This window comes from Paenibacillus sp. FSL H3-0457 (assembly GCF_037981725.1).
Classification (GTDB): domain Bacteria; phylum Bacillota; class Bacilli; order Paenibacillales; family Paenibacillaceae; genus Paenibacillus; species Paenibacillus amylolyticus.
This window is the reverse complement of sequence record NZ_CP150283.1, coordinates 279,721-302,434: the sequence shown is the minus strand read 5'-3', so window position 1 is coordinate 302,434 and position 22,714 is coordinate 279,721. Positions and strand designations below refer to the sequence as shown.

The 22,714-nt window shown below is 46.3% G+C and carries 16 protein-coding genes and 1 riboswitch; of the genes, 10 read left to right on the top strand and 6 right to left on the bottom strand.

The features are described 5' to 3' along the window. Positions 1-20 precede the first annotated feature (20 nt). Both MHH25_RS01355 and MHH25_RS01350 read left to right on the top strand, forming a co-directional pair. Positions 21-1,799: a hypothetical protein gene (locus tag MHH25_RS01355; RefSeq protein ID WP_340018931.1), complete on the top strand. Its 1,779-nt coding sequence runs from the start codon at positions 21-23 to the stop codon at positions 1,797-1,799. 5 nt (positions 1,800-1,804) lie between these two features. Beyond that, positions 1,805-4,825: a DEAD/DEAH box helicase gene (locus MHH25_RS01350; protein WP_340020433.1), complete on the top strand. Its 3,021-nt coding sequence runs from the start codon at positions 1,805-1,807 to the stop codon at positions 4,823-4,825. A gap of 115 nt (positions 4,826-4,940) precedes the next feature. Here the strand turns inward: MHH25_RS01350 and MHH25_RS01345 are convergent, their stop codons facing one another. Then, positions 4,941-5,405, bottom strand: a complete 465-nt coding sequence (locus MHH25_RS01345; protein ID WP_340018930.1) for a hypothetical protein — start codon at positions 5,403-5,405, stop codon at positions 4,941-4,943. A gap of 384 nt (positions 5,406-5,789) precedes the next feature. Here MHH25_RS01345 and MHH25_RS01340 point away from each other — a divergent pair, with 384 nt between their 5' ends. Then, positions 5,790-6,473: a type 1 glutamine amidotransferase domain-containing protein gene (locus tag MHH25_RS01340; RefSeq protein WP_127546516.1), complete on the top strand. Its 684-nt coding sequence runs from the start codon at positions 5,790-5,792 to the stop codon at positions 6,471-6,473. 104 nt (positions 6,474-6,577) lie between these two features. On the opposite strand, the gene MHH25_RS01335 is transcribed toward MHH25_RS01340, so the two are convergent. From MHH25_RS01335 to MHH25_RS01320, 4 genes are all read right to left on the bottom strand, one after another. Next, the gene (locus tag MHH25_RS01335) at positions 6,578-7,537 is read right to left on the bottom strand and encodes a 2-keto-3-deoxygluconate permease (RefSeq protein WP_036616387.1); all 960 of its coding nucleotides are present in this window, start codon (positions 7,535-7,537) and stop codon (positions 6,578-6,580) included. Between the two features lie 6 nt (positions 7,538-7,543). Continuing rightward, positions 7,544-9,001 (bottom strand): family 1 glycosylhydrolase, encoded by a 1,458-nt coding sequence (locus MHH25_RS01330; protein ID WP_340018929.1) that lies wholly within the window; start codon positions 8,999-9,001, stop codon positions 7,544-7,546. 79 nt (positions 9,002-9,080) lie between these two features. Further along, the gene (locus MHH25_RS01325) at positions 9,081-11,009 is read right to left on the bottom strand and encodes a beta-glucoside-specific PTS transporter subunit IIABC (RefSeq protein ID WP_340018928.1); all 1,929 of its coding nucleotides are present in this window, start codon (positions 11,007-11,009) and stop codon (positions 9,081-9,083) included. Positions 11,010-11,147: 138 nt separating this feature from the next. Beyond that, positions 11,148-11,993, bottom strand: coding sequence for a PRD domain-containing protein (locus tag MHH25_RS01320; RefSeq protein ID WP_235200849.1), 846 nt, complete (start codon positions 11,991-11,993; stop codon positions 11,148-11,150). A 329-nt stretch (positions 11,994-12,322) separates the two neighbouring features. Here MHH25_RS01320 and MHH25_RS01315 point away from each other — a divergent pair, with 329 nt between their 5' ends. The 7 genes from MHH25_RS01315 to MHH25_RS01285 all read left to right on the top strand — a co-directional run bounded on the left by MHH25_RS01315 (position 12,323) and on the right by MHH25_RS01285 (position 20,863). After that, positions 12,323-12,859 (top strand): sigma-70 family RNA polymerase sigma factor, encoded by a 537-nt coding sequence (locus MHH25_RS01315; RefSeq protein ID WP_124118256.1) that lies wholly within the window; start codon positions 12,323-12,325, stop codon positions 12,857-12,859. Beyond that, positions 12,843-13,967, top strand: a complete 1,125-nt coding sequence (locus MHH25_RS01310; protein WP_340018927.1) for a DUF4179 domain-containing protein — start codon at positions 12,843-12,845, stop codon at positions 13,965-13,967. Before MHH25_RS01315 ends, MHH25_RS01310 begins: the two co-directional genes overlap by 17 nt. A 33-nt stretch (positions 13,968-14,000) precedes the next feature. After that, a complete protein-coding gene (locus MHH25_RS01305; RefSeq protein WP_340018926.1) occupies positions 14,001-14,582 on the top strand; it encodes a VanZ family protein in 582 nt (193 codons plus the stop codon). Between the two features lie 201 nt (positions 14,583-14,783). Further along, positions 14,784-15,416 carry a uridine kinase gene (gene udk, locus MHH25_RS01300; RefSeq protein WP_036616377.1) on the top strand — a complete coding sequence of 211 codons (633 nt, stop codon included), beginning with the start codon at positions 14,784-14,786 and terminating at the stop codon, positions 15,414-15,416. Positions 15,417-15,528: 112 nt separating this feature from the next. Beyond that, positions 15,529-15,858 (top strand): chaperone CsaA, encoded by a 330-nt coding sequence (gene csaA, locus MHH25_RS01295; RefSeq protein WP_076333520.1) that lies wholly within the window; start codon positions 15,529-15,531, stop codon positions 15,856-15,858. Positions 15,859-16,203: 345 nt separating this feature from the next. Continuing rightward, complete coding sequence (locus MHH25_RS01290; RefSeq protein ID WP_340018925.1) at positions 16,204-17,484, top strand: S-layer homology domain-containing protein; 1,281 nt, start codon at positions 16,204-16,206, stop codon at positions 17,482-17,484. 478 nt (positions 17,485-17,962) lie between these two features. Next, the gene (locus MHH25_RS01285; RefSeq protein ID WP_340018924.1) at positions 17,963-20,863 is read left to right on the top strand and encodes a DUF5704 domain-containing protein; all 2,901 of its coding nucleotides are present in this window, start codon (positions 17,963-17,965) and stop codon (positions 20,861-20,863) included. 716 nt (positions 20,864-21,579) lie between these two features. Then, positions 21,580-21,773, bottom strand: a riboswitch (cobalamin riboswitch). 77 nt (positions 21,774-21,850) lie between these two features. On the opposite strand, the gene MHH25_RS01280 is transcribed toward MHH25_RS01285, so the two are convergent. Further along, a complete protein-coding gene (locus tag MHH25_RS01280; RefSeq protein ID WP_340018923.1) occupies positions 21,851-22,678 on the bottom strand; it encodes an AraC family transcriptional regulator in 828 nt (275 codons plus the stop codon). Positions 22,679-22,714 lie beyond the last annotated feature (36 nt).

Below are 22,714 nucleotides of genomic sequence, written 5' to 3'. Positions count from 1 at the left end.
TGTTTACCCCAGGAGATGGAATGATGAACATACCGAATAACATGAGGATGGATGATGCGCAGTGGCAACAGTTGATCAGGCAGGTTGCAGAGCATTTTAATAACCTGACGATCATGCGCGGATTCCAATATTATAAACAGAAACGTGTCGGACCATTAACCTATTCCGAACAACCAGGGATCTCGGCCGTTGTACAAGGATCGGAAGAGTACGAGGTCACACTAAGCATGCAATTCCTGACTACAAGTCATTGTACCTGCCCGGTGAGTTCCGTATGCAAACATATGACGGCTGTATTAATGAGTTATGCCGAGCAACTGGAGCGACCTGTGCATGCGATTGTGAATGCGCACTCCAGTACTGCACTCAAACAAACGACCAAACCCGTCGGGACCATGTCCGCAGGAATATCCAGCTATGCAGATGCCGATGAACAACAGGATATGGACATTCCGGACAACCAATACAGCCAGATCAAGGAACGTGCAACAGAGCTTGCTGATCTCGAAATCTCGGAATGGCACGAACTATTCCACTCCTGTCTGAGACGGCTGGGTACTGGCACAGCAAGCACATCCTACGTACAGGAAGCAACGGACGAGCTGTATGCCATTAAACCAAGGCTGTCCGCTGCAATGGACCAACTTTTTGAACTACATGTGCAGTTGCACCTCATCCGATTCTGCGTGCCGCCGGCTCGTAATTCAATCACTCATACCCCCGTGTACTTGAGCTACCCTGCCCAGCTCGCGGTGGATGCACTTCAGAAAGACATTGAACGGATCTTTAACCATCCACTAGACCTGTCAGGTCTAAAGGGAAACAAGCTTGAACAACTTTGGAACAGACTGTCTGAAACCTCAGCTTATTTACGTAAACAGATGATGCCTGAGACAGCCAGCATGATGTTCTTCACTCCGATCTATCGACAACTGTGGTTGAACTGGATCGTACCTGAGCTGCAAGGGTCGCGGGACATGTTAGTGTCGGAACAGGCCATCTTAGATGATATAGAACGCAATATAACCGCCGCTTCGTCACCTTCCCAGTCAGGTGGGAGTGTCTTGGGTAGCGCTCAAAATAATGGAAGTAGTAGTGATAGACCAGGCAAAGCCGTAACACTGCCTTTACCACTCATACTCGCGCAGAGCTGGATGCACTTCCATCTGGGGCAAGATGATCAGGCATGGCAGCGACTCATCCATGGAAGCTCGGCCTACGGCTTCCCGCCAGAACAACTGTTGCATTTTCTCCATGTACTCGCAGATTCGGCTGAATGGAAGCGACTTGGGGATTGGTTGGTACAACTTGGCCCCCTTCTGGCGAATCGGCGTAATACACCTTTGAATGATTACATGCATCTATGGGATACGGCCATTCAACATCTGCCCGATGCAGAGAACCGTATGTGGGACACGCTTGTCAGTATGCTTCCCCACTCCCGCCCCGCCTACGAGGATGCTATGCATTCGCGTGGACAGTGGCGCAGATGGATTGATTTTCAGCTGAGTACGGGAACGGAACCTCTCGAATTCCGCGTAGCGATGTTGCAACCAATCGAAAAAGATGCACCTGAGCTGCTGCTTCCCTTCTATCATCAGGCAGTGGAGCGTTATATCGGACACAAAAACAGGGACGGATACAAAGCAGCGGTGAAGCTGTTGAAACGTCTGTCCAAAATCTATAAAAAAATGAAGCAAGAAGCGCACTGGGAGCAATTCATCACCACACTCGCCGTTCGTAACAGTCGGCTGCGCGCCCTGCAGGAAGAGCTTCGGAAAGGTAAACTGATCTCATGAGCTTAATTCATCCTTACACTGAAACGATTGAGGTTCACGTCGCTTTAACCGGATATGGCGATGCTTTGTTTTACGGAGCACTCAACACACACCACTTTGTACCGGGACAGTCGCTTAAGCAGCGATTGTTCGCTTGGCATGCGCCTTCCTTCTACGGGACCGAACTGGAAGTTCGGCAGATTGAGGAGATTGAGCTGGTTGTTCTGCCTGCGGAAGAAGTGATTCCCTTTTTTGCCGAGATGCATACGCTGCTTCATATTGAATGGAAGTGGGACGAGCAAGCGGAACATCTGATTCGACTAGCTCCAGCACTGGCATCCTCCATAGAGAAACGAAAATACGTACCTAGCTTCGAGGCATACCGTGCAGGACAGCTTCAGTGGACCTGGGACCCGGATAGCTTGAAAAAGCAGGATCGGGCATCGCTTACCAAAGCGATTCAGCAAACGGACGAGAGTTATGCCGAAGGACTTGGGGCGGCCTATTCCGCCTTTGTATTCCAGCGCTGGTACAGTTCGGAAGAAGCTGCAACGGATCTGCGGCGTGAATTCCCGCAGTTGTTCCCAGAGCGTGGCACTCTACCCAAGACAGCCGGGATGGATGCTCAGTCCTGGCTCGTATCCATTGGCTGGAAAGCAGATGCCGCACCATTCAGACCCATGCTGCAATTGCAGGAGCCGGACGAGGATGAGCCATCTTGGCGGCTGCGATTGGTGTTGCAGAACAAGCTGGATGCCGCTGTATTGGTGCCCGTCATGCTGGATTCACGGGGCAGACTTGAAGGGGAATGGCCAGAGGTATGGACACCGTTCATTCTGGATCGCTCGGCCGGATGGCTGGATCAGCTGCGTGCACATCTGCCGCGTCTTGGAAGCTCCATTAGTGGTAGGCGGGATGTGCTGAGTGATCCTTTGGGAGATCAGGAAGCCTGGCAGTTCCTGACGCAGGATAGCGGGCGGTTACTCGCAGCGGGCTGGCAAGTTCTGCTGCCTGGTTGGTGGGAAGCAGCCCGTAAGAAGAAACCAAAGCTGCGTGCTAAGGTACAGCCGGAGGAAGGCAGTGAACGGGGACAGTCGTTCTTTGGACTGGACTCGATTATTCATTTTGACTGGCGAATTGCGATTGGTGACACGGATCTCAGCGAAGATGAATTCGCCGACCTTGTTGCCCGTAATGAACGACTGGTTCGCTTCCGTGGAGAATGGGTTCCTCTCGACCCCGACCTGCTGGAACAGATACGTCGTGCCATGGGCGGTGTAGATCGGGAACAGGGACTCTCATTCCAGGATATTCTGCACCTGCATCTGCTGCACAATGAGCAACGGGAATATCGCAACCAGAAATGGAAGGAAGGACAACAAACCGAGGAAGAGCAGCCACCACAGGATGATCAGAACATTCGGCTGGAAGTAGAACTGAATGAGCACCTGAACCGGGTTATTGCACAACTCGGGGGCGGACAAGGCGGCGCACCTTCCCTGCCCATTCCGACAGGGCTTCATGCCGAGCTGCGATCGTATCAGAAGGAAGGTTTTGCATGGCTTGGTTTCCTGCGCAGATTTGGCCTTGGGGCATGTCTTGCCGATGATATGGGTCTCGGGAAAACCATTCAGTTCATCACGTATCTGTTACACATCAAGGATCATGAACCACGTAAGCCGGGACAAGCCCCGGTTCTTCTGATCTGCCCAACCTCCGTACTGGGCAACTGGCAAAAGGAAATTAGCCGCTTCGCACCCTCCATTAATGTCAGTCTGCATTATGGCGCACGCCGATTAAGTGGAGAAGAATTCCGGGAGCAGACCGAGCAGGTGGATATTATTATCACGTCCTTTGCTACGGCTACACTGGATCAGGAGATGTTACAAACCTATACGTGGTCATGCATCTGTCTCGATGAAGCACAGAATATCAAGAATGCTCAGACCAAACAGTCGCTGGCTGTCCGCAGCTTCCCTGCGAAACACCGCATTGCCATGACAGGTACGCCGATTGAGAATAGGTTGTCCGAGCTGTGGTCGATCTATGACTTTATCAATCCAGGATATCTGGGCAACGCCCGGGCATTCCAGACTCGCTTCATCAGTGCCATTGAAAAAGATAAAGATGAGCAGCGTATGCAGGATCTGCAGCAATTGGTGAAACCATTCATGCTACGCCGTAAGAAAAAAGATCCCAATATCCAGCTTGATCTGCCGGACAAAAATGAGATGAAGACTTACATTCACCTTACGGGCGAACAAAGTGCATTGTATGACCAGTCCGTGCAGGCCCTGATGGATAAAATGAAAGAGCTGGAAGGCATCAAGCGCAAAGGTGCCATTCTATCGGCGTTAACCCAGCTCAAGCAACTGTGTGACCACCCTCTGCTGTTGACCAAAGAGGCTTTGCCTGAGGAACTGCCTGAAGACAGCGCATTAACATCTGCTTATGACTTGTACAGTCCGCAAGATATGGCGATGCTGATTAGTCGCTCCGCAAAACTGGAACGACTGATGGAACTTGTCCGCGAATTACGGGACGAGGGCGAGCGATGCCTGATTTTCACCCAATATATCGGTATGGGACAGATGCTGCAACAGGTACTGCGTCAGGAGTTGCAGGAGCCTGTGCTGTATCTGCACGGGGGTACCTCCAAAACGGCACGAGATCGTATGATTGAGGAATTCCAATCCCGTACATTGTCTGAGGATAAGCAACCGTCCGTCTTCATTCTGTCCATCAAGGCAGGCGGTGTGGGGTTGAATCTGACCGCAGCCAATCATGTGTTCCATTTTGACCGCTGGTGGAACCCTGCTGTTGAGAATCAAGCCACCGACCGGGCTTACCGGATGGGTCAGACCAAAGATGTTCAGGTGCATAAGTTCATCTCTCTTGGCACATTGGAGGAGCGGATCGACGAGATGTTGGAGAGCAAACAGCAGCTCAGCGATAACATCATCACAAGCTCTGAGAACTGGATTACCGAATTGTCGACGGACGAGTTGCAGGATCTGTTCACTCGGCGTCGTGACTGGTCGGGCTAACTTGGATTAGATGGTATATATCATAAAAAAAGAGAAACACAAAAAGAGCGAAGTTTCGGAATTTGAATTCCGACTTCGCTCTTTTTGTATTGTTGCAGCAGTTAATCATCCGTTCTTAACGCATGTTACCGATGATGGAAGATCTTGAATCCTGCATTTTTTTAACAAAGTTTGTCATGACATCAAACGCTTCATTGCGCTTGTTGGACATGGACTGCAGACGAAGCATGTCCATCTGTTGGGAATTGCCTGCTGCATCAATTTGGCCTTTCAGCTTTTGAACAGCTGCTTCATCCCCGTTTTGCTGGGCTACCTGCAATTGAGAGTTCAACTCCGCGATCTGTTGATTACGGTTCTGTACTTCCTGGATTTGCGTTTGCAATTGCGCATCCAGCAATTTGGCGCGTTCGCTCTGAACCATCATCAAAGCCGTTTCGATATCCATACTGCTAATGTTGATAGGTGTTACGCCAGAGATGTTGGAGACTGAAACTGTGCTCGCTGAAGCTGAAGAGACGATGGATACTGCAGCAACAGCAGCAACCACTGTTGAAGCGAAAAATTTGCCTGAACGTTTCATGAATGTTCCTCCAAGTATATATGTAATTTGTACCAGTTTTTTGTTGGCATCTTCCGCCATTCTAAATCAAAAGAACTAGTTGTACAATCAAATTAACTTCAAATTTGAATTAATTTCGTTTCCCCTTACACACGCCTACCTCCGCTTACAATTTGAGTAAATTAAGCTGGGCATAATAAGTAAAAGTGTATTCTTACAGGCATATTTACTACGACTAGATTGTTCTTTACTCCTACGCTTGAAAAGTCACATTGGAGATCGACGATACGTTCATGATTTTACTTTAGAAAATGGTTATGTTATATTTAATAATATATTTTACACAATTTAATTTTGTGATATTTATTATAAATTTATGTTATATATTTTACGGGAGGTTTTAATATGAAAAAGATACTGGTTGTTCTAACAAATGTAGATAAGTACGCAACAAAGGACGAGCCTACTGGCTTGTGGCTGAGCGAAGCAACTCATTTTATTGAAGAGTTTGACCATAATGACAATGTTCAGATCGATCTGGTTAGCCCTAAAGGCGGGAACGTACCTCTTGATCCGAAAAGTCTGGGCGACTCTCTGGATGAGAGCACCAAAGCCTATTTCGAGAACGAAATGTTCATGAACCAATTGAAAAATACGTTGAAACCTAGCGAAGTAAACGCGAGTGACTACGATGCAATCTACTTCACAGGAGGTCACGGTACAATGTGGGATTTCCCGGACAATGCCGAACTTCAAGAGCTTTCTCGTGATATCTATGAAAAAGGTGGCGTTGTATCCGGCGTGTGCCACGGGGTTACAGCCCTGTTGAATGTGAAGCTGTCCAACGGCCTGCTTTTGATCAACGACAAAACCGTTTCCGGCTTCACGAATGAAGAAGAAACATTGGCTCAACAAACCGAGTATGTTCCTTTCCTGCTGGAAGATGCGTTGAGAGAACGCGCTGCACAATATGATAAAGCTGCTGCCTTCAGTTCCTATGTCACAACAGATGGCCGCGTGGTCACAGGACAGAATCCGCAATCGAGCAAAGCTGTAGCTGAAAGTGTTAAACAACTGCTGGGTCTGTAAAATAAACCGATCGATCCCTCTCCTCCCCCAGGAGATCATATAGATGTACAAAGCAAAACAGCACGTGATCCGTCATAATCTGACAGAACACATGCTGTTTTTTTCTAGTGATTTGTCGAAGCAGAAGCTTCCGTTGCTGTTCCTCCAGCCAAACGCTTCACGATGTAAGGCACGGTCACCGACGTCAGGATCACGGCAAACGCAATCTGAGCGATAGCTGTGTCTACATATGGTGCATACGCCGGATTGAACCCGGCAGCCATCGAAGGCACCACCATGGATAATCCAGCAACCGAACATGTCGCAGCCGCTGCGTAACCGGGCCGTCTTAATATCGTGCGATCGATTCCAATGAGCGGCAACATGCAGATCAGCAAAAATAACACTGTGACCAGCAAGCCGGACAGACTGGACTGAAATGCAATACGCAGATCAATATTGGACCCAAAGCTTGTACCTAGAAAAGGTAGCAGAATCAGTGTTCCCGGAGCAAACATCTTTTGTATGTTGCTATCCAGGTTACCAAGTAGTATCCCGATCAAGAAAGGTACTAGCGTAGCAAGTACACTGAGATAATCGATACCGACGCCACTTGCCGAATTCAATATCATAACCGGAATAACCGGTACGGCGATCAGATTCAGAATGCCAAACGCAGCACGATCCACATCATCTCCATATGTGTTCATCAAGGCCAGATATAATCCCGGATTACAACTGGTCAGAACGGCAATGAAAGCTACCGCAGAAACTCCTCCGACCCCACTTATGCCAAAAAAGTGTACAAACGCCCATCCGAACAGGCAGCTGATGAGGATACGGGAGATACAGAGCACTCCTGCTCTCTTCAAAGTCACCAGAAGCTGTGACAAGTTAAGCTGTGTTCCTGATATCAGTAAAATCATACCGATCAGCACCATGGTACCTTTCGATGTGAATAGCGCTGTTGTTGGATCTCCGATCTGAAAAAATGATGGAAACACCGTGTTGATGACCGCGGCAGCCAGCATAGGAACAATCAGCAAGCCGCCGGGTATTTTTTTGATACGACCCAAAATGTTCATGGTGTGTTACAGTTCTGCTCCGTTGGTACGGATCACATTCTGATACCAGAAGAAGGAATCCTTACGATATCTTTTCAGCGTACCATTGCCGTAGTCGTCCTGATCGACGTAGATAAATCCGTACCGTTTGCTCATCTCGGAGGTCCCTGAACTGATCATGTCGATTGGTCCCCACATCGTGTATCCCAACACCTCGACCCCATCAGCAATGGCGAGTCCCATCTGTTCGATATGTTTGCTTAGGAAATCAATCCGGTAAGGATCGTTGATCGTTCCGTCTTCATTCAGTTTATCGTAGAAACCTGAGCTATTCTCCAGAATGAAGACAGGTTTTTGATACCGATCATAGACGAGATTAAGCGTATACCGCAGGCCAATCGGATCAATCTGCCACCCCCACTCGTTAGCGGGCAGATGCGGGTTTTTATATACGCTGTGTACATTACCTGCCGTTAGTTCGAGCTGCTCCGTATCACTGCTGGAAATCATCGAGTTGTAATACGACATCCCCACGAAATCAGCCGTGTGTGCACTAATGCTATCCAGATCGCCGTCCTCGATATTCAGCTGGATCTCCTTGTTTTTGAAATACGTTTTACTATAGTAAGGGTACTCGCCTTTATTGAGCACATCGAGATAGAACTGATTTTTCATCTGATCATCCTGTTGCATCTGGAGTGCGTCCTCCGGCTTGCAAGTGTAAGGATACGTTGTAAAATAAGCCACCATACTTCCGATCTGGTTATTCGGATCAATCTCATGTGCCATCTTGGTTGCTCTGGACGCAGCTACAAATTGATGATGCAGCCCCTGGAACAGCATTTCTTCATAATTTGGAGCATCATAATCAATGATTCCCAGCGTTTTGGCCGATGCTTTCACGCTCATATTGATCTCGTTGAATGTCACCCAATATTTCACTTTGCCCTTGTAGCGATTAAACAGCACATCACAATAGTTCACATACAGATCGATCAGCTTGCGGTTATACCATCCTCCGAACTTGTCCATCAGTACAATTGGCGTATCAAAGTGACTGATGGTGATCAGGGGCTCCATACCGTGTTTAAGACATTCATCAATAACCTGATCATAGAACTCTAGTGCCTTTTCGTTCGGAGCGGCATCGTCGCCACCTGGAAATACTCTGGCCCATGAAATCGAATAACGGAATACTTTGAATCCCATCTCGGCAAACAAGGCGATATCCTCACGGAAAGAATGATAAAAATCAATTCCCCGGCGCTTGGGATATTTAACTGTATCCGGGTCATTCCTGGCCTCTTCAATCATCTCCCAATTCACTCTGATCTGCTTGGTCACTTTGCGGTCGTTCTTCTCGTTAAATTTCATAACTTCAGGGATGGTCAGACTCTTGCCGTCCACATTATAAGCTCCCTCGGCCTGACAGGCAGACAGTGCACCGCCCCATAAAAAATCTTTTGGAAAATTGGATTTCGTCATTTTAGTTTCCTCCTGTTATTACGTGTTATTAAGACCATCTAGCTTGTAACTTGTAGCTTAATGAAAAGATGAGCAGTTCTTACGGAATCAGCTTGATCAAAGGTTCACTCTCCCGGATCGGGCCGCTGGTCGCTGTAGTCAGCACATCTCCGTACTGTTGCATGTTGGTTACCACAATCGATGTAATCGTGTTATATCCTGCTGACGTAATGCCTTCTGGATCAAACTCCACTAATAAATCCCCAGCCGTGATTGTCTGTCCCTGTTCGATATGGGCGTTAAAATATTTCCCTTTCAGACTGACGGTATCCACTCCGATATGAATCAGGATCTCGACACCATTCGCAGCTTTCAATCCGATAGCATGTTTGGTGCGATAAAGCGCTTCGACTACCCCGTCAAATGGAGCATATACCTTGCCATCTGTCGGAACGATTGCAATGCCTTTACCCATCAATTCTTGGGCAAACGCTTGATCCTCCACTTCAGAGATCGGTTTGATCTCCCCTGTCATTGGACTAACGATAAGCATGTCAGAAGACGTGGATGTCAGTGATGATACGGACGCTGTAGTTGCCTCTGTGGCAACGGCTGTTTGATTGCTATTTACTTTATTCGTAGCTTGTTGCTGCGATTTATTTCCATCTGTATCTTCCTTGATGCCAGCCAACAGCGTGAACACAAACCCGAGTACAACTGCGGCAATACAACCAATAACGACATACATGTAACGATCAGAGGAATACGTGCCAATTGCCAATACACCTGGAAGTGAAATTGCATTCGCTGTTGTATGCACCAAGCTGTAGAATCCACCAACTAATCCTCCTGCCAGACAACCTGCGAAAAACGGACGTTTGTATTTTAGCGTTACACCATAGATCGCTGGCTCGGTAATCCCGAACAAAGCGGTGAATCCACTCGAAGCAGCCGCTGATTTCATCGTTTTACTCTTCGTTAGGACAAACACACCGAAGGCTGCTCCAGCCTGAGCCAAATTCGCTGCCAGTGCCGTTGGTAACAGCACGGTTGCACCCAGGGTAGCCACTTGTTGAACCTGAATCGGCATGATGGCATAGTGCATACCAAACATGACCATGATCGGTTTGAAAAATCCAAGAATCGCACCTGCAAGAACACCTGCGGTTGAGAACAATGAGTTAATGCCGTTGGTCAACCAGTCACCGATATATGATCCTACTGGGCCAAGCACGATCAGTTCCACTGGAATCATAATGAACAAAACAATCATTGGGGTAAGCAGGACCTGTAGAAACTTGGGAATCACTCGATTGACGATCGGATACACATAACTCATAATCCATACCGCCAAAATGATTGGAATGACGGAAGAGGAATATTTCATCAACAGAATCGGCATGCCGAGAAAATCAATACTGTTTACACCCGTCTCAGCAATCTGAGCCGCAGCGTTCAAAATGGTTGGGTGCATCAGCCCCGCAGCAAGAGCTACCGCCAAATAGGGATTGGTTTTGAAACGATTTGCTGCACTAACAGCCAGGAAGAATGGCATGAAGTAGAAAATACAATCCCCGATCATGTTAATGATCGTCAGGAAGCCGGAGCCTTCCAGGTAACCCATTGCAGTTATAACGGTAGCCAGACATTTGATCATCCCGCAACCAACAAGTGCTGGCAGAACAGGCGTGAATATACCTGCGATGGTTTCAAGCACTACATTGACGGGGTTACGTCTCTTTTTCGGCCCACTGTCTGTAGACTCTGTAAGCTCGCCAATCTTGTCAGAAGTTAGATTCTTCACTTCACTGTATACCGCGTCTACTTTAGCACCGATAACAACCTGAACCTGTCCACCGGAATTTTGTGCCTTGAGCACGCCTTCGAGCTGATCCAGCGCCTTGAGGTCTGCTTTGTTATCATCCTTTAATACGAATCTCAAACGGGTTGCACAGTGTGTCAGACCCGATATATTTTGCTCGCCGCCAACGAGATCAAGTACGTTTTTAGCCAAGTCTTTGTTGTTCATGACCCTTCTCCTCTACATGAATAAATTGGATATATAAAAAATGACCAAGCCGGGGAATCGTCATTCCCTACGCTTGGTCATGCCTGATCGAATCAGTAACAGTCCAATATGGATTATTCGGTTAGTTCCTTCACTAGTTCATTCCGTTGGTTCATTTGAGATCAATCGTTGAATATGCAAGATCAAATATAATTTTTCATCATCCGAACAGGTCCAGCCGTAATTATTTTTCAGGAAGTCAGCAATCTTCTCCACACAAGCCAGTTCTTTCGGAAACTTCTCCTTCACCATCAGGAAAAGCGATTCATTCTCATCCTTGAGCGACTTACCGCTCATCTGCCTCAGAATGAAATACCGGATATGTGTGGCAAAACGCATGAAATGGATGGAATCCTCCTGAAAGTCAATTTTGAGCGCATATTTGATCACGGACAGGATCTCGCCCGTAACTGTGGTTACCTTCGTGGTATCCGTCATCTCTCCAGAGCCCACCTGTGCATTAACAAAATGCAGAGCAATCAGTGTTGTTTCGGCTGTTGGCAGAGCGATATCCGTTTTTTCCTGAATCAGCTTCAGCGCAGCCTCCCCCACCCGGGTCTCGTCCGGATAGAGTGTCCGCACTTCCCATTCCAGCGGATTTTTGATACGGATACCTTCTCTGGTTCGGGTTAAAGCAAAACTGATATGGTCGGACAGGGTGAGAAGCAGATTCGGGTTAAATGTTTTATTCAGGATCTGACTGCCCAGCTTGATGACTTCCTCCGCGAGATAAATATCCTCAATCGGAATACTGTTCAGCAGGTCATACATACGGATGTTCTTTGGTGCTACAAATATTTTTTCCACCAAGTCCGTCTCCGTCAGCTCATAGGGCGTTTTCAGAAATCCGACCCCTTTACCTACGACAAAAACCTCTTCGTTATGTTCATTAATAGCGATGGCTACGTTATTGTTTACTTTCTTGATAACCTTCAATGTTCTCACCCCCCAACAAAAATAAAAAAAGACCGAAAGCGATTACAGTAAAGCAATCGAATTCGGTCATGCCTGGTTTCCCCAGTAACAGTCCGTGTTATGAATATAAGTTTATTATAGTGCTGTTTTCGAAAAAGTCAATCATCCAATCTTAGGGAAAAATCAACCTCTCTTATCATTGAAGGGAACGCAGAGACCCGATACGTCAGATATAACAACGCCCTTTTTTAAAACTATAAAAAGTAAATGTGACCATATGCCCTACTCGCCAGTCTAATTCATATAAAAACCAGCCAAGTGCTGGCTTCATCCCTCCAATACGAAAGGAGCTGTTATCCATGGGTTCAACCGATCTCGTTAACCAGGCCATCCAAGGAGATCGTGAAGCCTTTATCCGGCTTATTCGAGACATTGAAAACTCTTTGTACAATACGGCAAAATCCATGCTGCGAAAAGAGGAGGACGTGGCCGATGCCATTCAGGAGACAATCCTGAACGCATACAAATCGGTGCATACACTCCGGGAACCCCGGTATTTCAAAACCTGGCTGTTTCGCATCCTCATCAATGAATGTAACACGATGCTGTCCCGCCGCTCTCTCTCCACCGCTTATGCGGAAGTACCTTCAGAAAAGCGGGAGCATTCCAGTCCCTACGATGAGGTCGATATGCGAGAAGCGGTAGACCGTCTGGAGGAATCGAAACGAATTGTTGTCGTTTTGCATTATTTTGAGGACCTGTCCCTGCGTCAAGTCGCCGATGCTCTCAATATTTCCGAAAGTGCAGTGAAAATGAGACTTACTCGGGCAAGGCAGGAGTTATATCAGAAATTCAAAAATTTTCGGGAGGTAAACTTACATGTCAAACCCGTTTAATATCGATCAGGAATTAAAGAACCAAGCGAAGGAGCGTCCCCTGATGTCTGAACTCGTTCGTAACCGGATTGATGCCACACTGGAATCTCTGCCGGTGTCGCCAGACACATTGAAAACGGAACAGACTTTGCGCTCCAGTCGCCGGAACAAGCGATGGCACAAGGCTGCAGCTGCGACGATCGCAGCCGGAGTGTTGGGCGTGACCGTATTTGCATCCGGCTTTGTATCACCGGCCATGGCTGCCTCCTTGCGCAATATTCCACTCGTGGGCAGCCTCTTCAGCTCGATAGAAGCTGATATGGGTCTGCGAACGGCGGGCAACGAAGGCTTGACTACCCCTGTTAACAGCAAGGTCGCTTACCAGGATGTGAAACTCGAAGTGCTTGAAGCGGTATATGATGGTACACGTGCTGCGTTTCTGGTTCATTTCACTGCGCCTAATCTGAATCATGGCGAATATGACAATGGCAAGGACATCGTGAAACTGAGCAGCGGAATTGAGAATGTCTTTTTCAAAGTCGACGGGACCCGTCCGAATAGTGGACTGTTCTATAGTTCGGTAGGAGAAACGCAGCCAGATACACTGCTCTTTGAGCAGGTCATTTCCTCCGATCAGGGAACGGCACATTGGCCGGATCAGTTTGACGCCAAAGTTCAATTGACATTGCAGGGTATTGATCATGAGTTCGAGCTGACGGTTCCATTTACCAAATCAACAGATAACATTCATCGGGTTCTGCCTAACACAGCCATGACCAACGATCTGTATACGGCCGCTGTTACGGAAGCTGAGGTTACCCCTGTCACCACTCGCCTAACTACTGTTATCAGTTTGAATGATAAGAATACTCTTACGTCAAAAGAGCAGGAACAGCTGAGTCACATCGGATTTGCGGTCTATGATGATCAAGGGCGGCAACTGACCTCACTTAGCGGCGAGGGCATCTATGAGGGAAACCAAATAACATCCGAGCGCATGTATGCTACGACTTCCAAAGATGTGAAATACCTGATAGTGAAACCTTTTGAGATCAAGGATGACTTCGCTGAAGAGGTTAAAGATAATCAATTCATCAAGGGAATGGAAATGAAGATTCAGCTTCAATAGCCTGATCTCATTTCCTTGTGAAGGAGCCATTCCATGTCCATCCAATATTCAATCTCATCTCTCATCGTACTTGGTCCGTTATTCGTTCTGGTCCTGCTCGCCCTCATGCTCCATGCCAGGGTGAGCAAAACCAGGTACACGGTTAGGCAGTATGTGTCGATGCTCGCATTTGCCATATATATGTTGGGCGTTATGCACTTTGTATTTTTCCCTATCGACGTGAACATCGGAATTTATGCCAATCAGACCCCATGGTATCAAAGCATTCAATGGATTCCGCTTCTGACAGCGGATGCACCAAGCTTTCTCCTCAACATTGTGCTGTTTATGCCACTGGGGTTCATGCTTCCTTTCATAAAGCCTTGGATTCATTCGATACAAACAGCAGCATTAGCAGGATTGACCGTAAGTTTCCTCATTGAAATAACACAGTTGCTGCTCCGAGTAACCTTAGGCAACGGTCGCAGTACTGATCTGAACGATATAATAGCCAATACAACAGGAAGTGTACTTGGTTTTATCATCCTGAATCTGTTCACCAAAAGTTCCATCGGCCAGCGACTAATGGCACTATGGGAGTCACCACAGGGAGTATCATCCAAAAATATGCAGTAAAATGAATATGAGCATGCATAACGCCCCTTGAAGGCAAAACATGGTCCATACACCAAGATGAAAAAAGTCGAGTGCTATGGTACAATGAAGGAATTGTGTATTCAGAGACAGACATGTGGATAAAGGCCATGAACGAAGGATTTCTGATGCGCTTTTATCCATTCATCATGCTGCCATTTTAGGGAGGCTTATGGAACAACCATGCTCATTATTGGTATCGCCGGAGGAACCGGCTCCGGTAAAACGACGGTAGCTCGCTCCGTCATAGACCGTCTGGGATCAGCTAAAGTTACGTTTATCTCCCAAGACAATTATTACAAAGACCAGTCGCAGCTCACACCTGAGCAACGCCGACTCACCAATTACGATCACCCGTTTGCATTCGATAATGATCTGTTGATTGAGCATCTCACCCTGTTGAAAAAAGGCCAAGCGGCGTATGCTCCCGTATATGACTTCACCATAGATAACCGTGCTGCCAATGAGACGGTTGAACTGGCACCGAACCATATTGTCATTGTAGAAGGATTGCATGTGCTGATCGACGAACATCTTCGCAGTCTAATGGACATCAAAGTATTTGTTGATACTGATTCCGATGTGCGGATTCTACGTAGAGTGCTGCGGGATATTGAGGAACGCGGACGCACGATCCAATCCGTGTACAAACAATATCTTGAAACGGTAAAACCAATGCACGATGCTTTTATCGAGCCATCCAAAAAGTATGCCGATATCATTATTCCAGAAGGCGGACATAATGAAGTAGGTATTCAGATGTTATCCATCCTCACCGAGAAATACCTCACCGGAGAGAATTGGAACGGCGCTTAATTTGTTTCAAAGCAACACAACAGAAATCCAGGTTACGATACAGCGTAATCTGGATTTTTTGTTGATTTTTCATTTATAATAGTCCCCAATAGTTGAAAGGAGATCTACCCCTATGGCTACTTTTGAAGAGTTCATGCAGCATGACATCCGGGTTGGTACCGTGGTGGAAGCCGAACCATTCCCCAAGGCTCGCATACCCGCTATTAAAATGACGATCGACTTCGGACCACTTGGCCTGAAACGTTCCAGTGCTCAGATTACCCAGCGCTACACGCCTGACATGATCATTGGCAAACAGGTCATTGCTGTAGTTAATTTCCCACCCCGGCGGATTGCCGGTTTTGTCTCTGAAGTACTTGTGCTAGGCGGCGTGCCTGGTGAAGGCGATGTTGTCTTGCTCACACCGGATAGTCCATTACCTAATGGAACACCGATAGCCTGACTTTATTTTGAGTAAGAAGAATAGGGCTTTTCAAATGTTTGGAAATCGAGTATCCTTGATGTATTGATTATTGAATTGACTATTGATGCAACTACATATGTTGGAGACCTTAAAGCATAAGGCTGTGAATCTGCGGATTCGTGGCCTTTTTTTGTGTTTTTTGGAGGAAATATAGGTCTGGAGAAGTAGTAAGAGTTCTATGCAGAGGAGGAAATATATTGATAAATCATACCAACAGCCTAGTTTTACATGGTAGAATATTGATTATTATTACAAATTTAGTATCTAGTAGCCTGAAAAGTACATATCAAGGAGAAAAATTCACAATTGAGAGGAGTAAAATTCATGAGAAAAATGATAATTTCCGGCGTCACGGCATTAGCTTTATTAACAGGGGGTATCGTAGGTTTTGGAGGCGTTTGGAGTTCTGTAGAAGCCGCACAAGCTACAACTACATTCAAGGACGTTCCTTCTACACACTGGGCATCTTCAGCAATTAATTCGGCCGTGGAACAAGGTTATTTCAAGGGGTATGCCGACGGGACATTTAAACCAAGTTCACCAGTCACAAAAGCTGAAATGGCAAGTATTCTGGGACGTTTATCCGACCAGCCTAATGCAACGACACAAGAACCAAACAATTTCACCGACATACCCGAGTGGGCAAAAAGTGGTGTCTCTACTGCTATAGCAAAAGGTTTTATCAACCCTTCTAATTACAAGGGCAAATTGGACGCACAAGGCGCTCTTCAACGAGGCGAAATGGCTACTTGGCTGACGCAAGGGCTAACCGTGGTTGATCCTGAGTACAAACAAGCACTCTCTGATGTGACCAACACCGTTGTGCCTGCAAAGGAATATTTCACAGGTAAACTCGCAAGCAGTCAAAAAAATGCAGTAGCCGTTGCCCTGGGAACAGGGCTGATGAGTGTAGCAAACGATAAAACATTTGGCGTTGATCGTACCACCACTCGGGCGGAGGTTGCTGTGTTGATTGCCCGTTATGCAGCAGTTGCCAAGACAAAACCTGCCGATTTTCAGGGTCTGAATGAGCTGCGGGCGGTGGGCTTGACGGGGACGAATTTGAATATTATTGCGCCTAAGTATCAGAAAACACCTGAGAAAAAGGTTAATCCTAACATTGACTATGATTCTGTAACAGAGGATTTTTCAAAAATAAGAAATAAGAATCTCGTAACACTAACAAATTATTCCGATCTCAAAATCCACAATTGGATTGTTGTTAGTCCTTATGCAGTAGGAGCAAAACGGAGCATTTATTATCCCGTATTTGTTGATGAAGGAGTTATTACAACTTTACGAGGTGCCTACCACTCATTTGTCGAATTTGAATTAAATATTAAAAGTTCATCTATGAATCAGTTACAAGCTGGAAGTCTATTAAACTCAAGTGCTGTTGATCCTCTTCTTTCCCCAAAAACAAAAACTAGTGCTTCATTCGGAATACCGACTAATATTGAATATCTAAAAAATAAAGGAGTTTTCACTGTCAAAGATCCTGTATTCTGGGGAGATGGACTACTGCATTTCGATAAAGCTCTGATTTCTGCAATTACCCTCACAACTAAAGAGGGAGTTACATTTAGTGTGATCGATAATAAATAAGGATGGGATGATTTTGGCATTAAAAAGTAATTTAAGTCGATTTCTTTTAGCAGCCTTTACAATAAGTGCATTATTAGCCCCCTTTTCAACGATTGAAGCTGGCGGAGGGCCAGGCACTAAAGAAGAAGTTAAACCATTTCACATGGAACCCTCAGGACCAGCAAAGTCCCAGAAGAAAGTTATTCCTCTTGAAGGAGAAGCAAAAACAAATCTTGGTATCTATATCTTTCAACTTGATAATTTGGATTGGAGGGTGGAAGGTCAGTGTAACGGCATTGATTTACTTAATGATAGTTCAACTAACCTACCTAGATCATCCAGAGTATGTGTACAATTAGATCTCGATAAAGATGTATACAAACCAACAGAGTACAAAGATAAAAACAATGAGCAACCCCCTTCATCTACAATAACTGAAAGATCAAAGAAACCGCACTACATGGACAACACTAGCTATTATAGAATTGGAGATCCAATTTTGATTTCTGTAGATGAATTCGATGGATTGAGCACCAAGTTCCAAATGCAAATTGGGGGCGCAATCGCCCCTACTGCATCAAGAGAGTATAACCCTCCGAAATGGTCAGCGGACTACATTTTCAGAACTGATCTTTATTGGAAGGCATTGGCTGAAATAACCAAAGAGATCAACCTAACCGCTGGTGGACAAATTAGCTTGAACCAGTCCAAACAATTGAATGCAACGGTCAAAACGAAAAATGGAGATGGAAACTTTGGTGCAGAAACCAATGTAAACAACGGCAGCGGTGGTACAACTACATGGGAATCATCCAATCCTGGTGTTGCTACCGTTAGTAATTCCGGATTAGTTCAAGCTGTCAGTAGGGGAACCACAACCATCACCGTATTGTGGGAAAAGGATGATTTTGAGCTAACTACCACAACAAACATCGGTGTTGAAGAGAGCCCAGGTACTGGCGAAGGCGACGGTAACGAAGGCGGTGGGGGTTGCACACCAACGATTGGACCACCTTCTGCTGGAACCATCATGAGCATGAATGATCTCGATCCAAATACCAACGGTGTTATCAAGTCAGATAACAGAGATAATGTGACATTCAATGTGTTAAGAGGAATCCCTACTTCCGAGTCACTCTACACAAATGCCTTTGCTGACAATTATCTGTTTAAACAAGCTTGGGCGAAAATGAGCGGTAAAGTTACATACAACTGTAATGTCACAATCTCGTACGACAGAGAGTGGACAGTACCTGGACCAGAGGAATGTGATGATGATGGTTGTACACCAGGGCCACCTGTACCCGCGAACGACACGGTACCCAAGCCATACAACTTCCAGATCACAAGAGACTACTCCTACTGGAAAATTAACAATCTGGAAGTATACAAGATCGCTAAAGCAACCATGAATAATTACGCTTTGCCCGGTGAGACCGTTACGATGAATCCAACAGGATACACACCACCAACACTAGAGTCTAAAAATGATGAATCCGTAGAAAGCCATGTACGACCAGGGCAAACCACTTCAATCTCATATACTCCACCCAAATTAACAGGTGGTTTGAACCAACCTCCCAGTGTGCCAGATGATACATCACTGTTAAAAGGGATGGCTGAGTCCAACACACCTCAAAGTAAAGTGAATAATGATCTAGTGAAATTCAACAACACAACCATTATGAATGATGTGGAAGCAACCAAAGATGGCCCAACGCCATCCAATATTCCTAATCCAACGATGATTGGGCGTGATGTGCTGTACAAACCGGGTAATATGATCAGCAATTCCCTGCTTAATAAAGCAAACACCACAAGCTCTGGTGAAATCTATTATGATTTGCTACCGGGTAACGTGAATGGCGGTGCCAATAAAATATTACCGATTAACGGCATCAACACGGTCACGGTACACACCCCTGTCGTCAACTACGCCTGGGTATCGGATGATCACCCGCACAATCAGAAAACCGTACCGGACCCAACCAGCGCTGCACTCATTCTGGAACGTCCGTTCATTGTGCGAATTCCCACATCGGGACAGCACTTGGACGCAGTGAGTTATCCCGGTTATGGGAATCGGGACTATGCCAAATATTTTCGAATCAAACAGGTGCAATTCCCGTTTGATGTCTATAACGCAGATCGGAGCCAGTTTATCCCTGCTAAGACATGGGTGGATATTCCGGTCGATCAACTGGACACCACATTCTATCTCCCTGTATGGGTAGACGAAGGCAAATACCATATTGTATTCCGCAATATTGCAGAGAATGCACCTGCAAACTTTACCGAGCAACAGGATGCCAATACCAATCTGGCACATCATGTTGCAGCAGATACCGTACCGGTAGATGTCATCGGAAGGTTATATGATTTTCACGTCACTGATATCTCTGATTACAACTGGGAAAATGTATTTCGCAAGCGATTGGGTAGTCCCGACCCAACGGGCCTTAGCTACTGGGCAGGGATGAATAGCATTGATGGTGATCCGCGAGGTAACCTGGCTCCATTTGTATTGCCCATTCGACCGGGAAGCCACCCGGTACAGGGATTTGCTAACGCGACTGTGAAGACAGGATACCATTTCAAGTTTGATCTGAAGACCAAGGGCAATATGTTTGGCAAACAGGATGGTATTCGAATTACACCCACTTTTGCTTTTGTGAGTAAAGACGGGTCCTCCCGCCAAGAAGTGGATCTGTACTACCATCGAGGCCAGGAACGCCTAATCCGTATCGGATCGGCGCAGGATCTGGAGAAACGCTTTGTTGTCCTGAACTCACGTCTTCGAAATGTACCCGGCACAGAGTTAGGCGATACAGCGCGTTACCAGTATACTTATGAACTGTCAGCGGAAGAACGCAATCTGCGTACGTTGGCAGAACATATGGTTCGCCTGGTCGATCAGACTTCTCATCAAAAAACATGGGTAGGTCGTTATGATTGGATGATCCTTTCCGCTCCGATTAGGACACTCATTGGACCTAAAACGGACATTCCTTCTGGGGTCAACGCGGACCGAGCCAATGCAGCAATCCAGCGTTGGTACGGGGAGTACAGCTTGCCAGCCGATGTATATGCCGTACCAAAAGGTACAGATCTCGAACCTCTTGCTCGACAAAATCAGCTGGATGAGAAATCGAATATTTTTCTAAAGAATGGTTATATCGTAGTCAACTTCAACATGGAGAGCCTGCGGAATGGAAATACAGAGGCGCCCCATCTGCAATACATTCATGCACCACTGATGAATCAATGGCAGATGGAAGGTTTCAACAAAAAACCAACAGACACTCGAGGCAGAACCTGGCCTCTGAAGGATGGCGATATTGTCTTTTACCATGCTGATCAGTCCAGCCGGAATGACTTCCAATCCCAAGTACCGCACTAGTTTGAATCTCTCATGTCAGCACGACTGGCTAAGCATATGTAGCCAACTACATGTGGACAGAAGAGTCTGTATGCGGAGTACCTCTCCAAAAGAAGACTGAATATCTGTATACCGATAATCACCCAATGAAGCAATCAATAAATATATGATGAAATAGCCATGAAGTGCCCGACTGAGTACTATGCAGCCTTCACAAAACTACGGTGTACTCAATGACATAGGTGAACTGCACGACATAAGATGAAGCATTCACAAGCTATTGCTGTATCACATCCCAACTACACACAACATGCCTGTTATACAACAAAAGGGTTATCCTGAAAGTCATCTATGGACTTCTGGGGTAACCCTTCTTGCATCATTCTCTTTTTATAACCTTACTTAGACTATAAAGAAAACCCGCACATTAGTATTATCCTGACAGACTTTCTCCAGGAGACAGGTAGGTTAGCAGGAACGTCAGGAACGTGATGCCGAACAATACGACTACCAGTTGTAATAATCTTTTAACGATATCTGCTCAAATGCTCTAACGTCCTTCCCCACAACTTTTTGTATGTGCCATGATGTTCTTCGTCCACAACTCCGCTGAAATCTTATAAATTCTATCAAAAAAAGCGTCCTTCTCCGTGTTAGTGAATGAGAACGCCTTAAATAAACAGATTTTCAGAAAAAATCATGCTCTCTAAACAACTTCCTATCTCCCGTAGGGTACTACTGTGTTTCTTAAACCTGGCAGGTCTCCTGGCTCCGGAATCATCGTCACTTGCAGCTCCTTCCCGGCTTAAACCAGTGGATTATCGCTACTTGACTCCTCTGTTACAGTGGCGGGACCGCGCCGGTATCACACCAGACTTCCCTATTAAGCTTCCACCTTGACGGGCAAAGCACCAAGTTCCACATATTCAATTACACTTCTGTATCAGTAACGCGGGACAACATTTAATGATCAAAACTTTTCTTTCAAATTTGAAACACTAAATACGTCTAATCTGGATTTCTCGAACCCTTTGGAGACACACCCGTCACTCGCTTGAACATCTTGGAAAACAGTAATGGGTCTGTATAACCGACAGAATGGGCCACTTCACTGACCGACAGCCCTGGATTCTGAAGAAGTTCGGCAGCCCGATTCATGCGGTACTCCAGAAAAAAGGACTGTAGCGACATGCCATATCGCTCTTTGAACAATCCCGACAGATACGTGCGATCCAGCCCCACAGCTTGGGCAATATCCAGAATGGAGGTCTGCTGACTGTATCTGTTCTCCATATATTGCACCGCCTGCCGGATGTACGTCTCTTTGTTCGAAAGGAGATGCCCTATTTCTTCCTTCACAGGCGAAGAAGAGATTAATTCTGCCACCAAGCGGTACAAGAGACTTTGATTCATCACATCGCCTCCCGGACGCGTGGAAGCCTGGACCATCTCCGTATACAACTTTTCCATCGTATTTGTATCATGGGCATTATATATCGGGTGCTCCGGGCTCAATTGGGCACGTTGCATGAATGCTTTGGCTTGTATGCCTTTAAAACCAAACCACGAATACGTCCAGGGCTCCTTCGGATCCGCCTCATAATGAATAAGTGTGTCCGGGAGAATGACAAAACCCTGTCCCTCGCTAAGCTTGTATTTCTGATCTCCCATGTACACGGTGCCCCGTCCTTCATGGATGTAATGAACAATGTAAGAATCACGTACACCGGGTCCCCAATAATGCGCAGGATCACAGGCCTCCCACCCGAAAAACAACAACATCAGCTCCATCTGTGTCCAGCCTGCGGGAACCACATTCATCTCAATGCGACTCATTTTTCGCCCTCCATCCTGACTTCGTTCCGCTTACCT

Excerpts from the sequence above, each read along its gene's own strand:
- MHH25_RS01340 (WP_127546516.1), top strand. The coding sequence starts at position 5,790 with ATGAAAAAGATACTGGTTGTTCTAACAAATGTAGATAAGTACGCAACA.
- MHH25_RS01325 (WP_340018928.1), bottom strand. The coding sequence starts at position 11,009 with ATGAACAACAAAGACTTGGCTAAAAACGTACTTGATCTCGTTGGCGGC.
- MHH25_RS01315 (WP_124118256.1), top strand. The coding sequence starts at position 12,323 with ATGGGTTCAACCGATCTCGTTAACCAGGCCATCCAAGGAGATCGTGAA.
- csaA (WP_076333520.1), top strand. The coding sequence starts at position 15,529 with ATGGCTACTTTTGAAGAGTTCATGCAGCATGACATCCGGGTTGGTACC.
- udk (WP_036616377.1), top strand. The coding sequence starts at position 14,784 with ATGCTCATTATTGGTATCGCCGGAGGAACCGGCTCCGGTAAAACGACG.
- MHH25_RS01330 (WP_340018929.1), bottom strand. The coding sequence starts at position 9,001 with ATGACGAAATCCAATTTTCCAAAAGATTTTTTATGGGGCGGTGCACTG.
- MHH25_RS01280 (WP_340018923.1), bottom strand. The coding sequence starts at position 22,678 with ATGAGTCGCATTGAGATGAATGTGGTTCCCGCAGGCTGGACACAGATG.
- MHH25_RS01355 (WP_340018931.1), top strand. The coding sequence starts at position 21 with ATGATGAACATACCGAATAACATGAGGATGGATGATGCGCAGTGGCAA.
- MHH25_RS01310 (WP_340018927.1), top strand. The coding sequence starts at position 12,843 with ATGTCAAACCCGTTTAATATCGATCAGGAATTAAAGAACCAAGCGAAG.
- MHH25_RS01345 (WP_340018930.1), bottom strand. The coding sequence starts at position 5,405 with ATGAAACGTTCAGGCAAATTTTTCGCTTCAACAGTGGTTGCTGCTGTT.
- MHH25_RS01305 (WP_340018926.1), top strand. The coding sequence starts at position 14,001 with ATGTCCATCCAATATTCAATCTCATCTCTCATCGTACTTGGTCCGTTA.
- MHH25_RS01290 (WP_340018925.1), top strand. The coding sequence starts at position 16,204 with ATGAGAAAAATGATAATTTCCGGCGTCACGGCATTAGCTTTATTAACA.
- MHH25_RS01335 (WP_036616387.1), bottom strand. The coding sequence starts at position 7,537 with ATGAACATTTTGGGTCGTATCAAAAAAATACCCGGCGGCTTGCTGATT.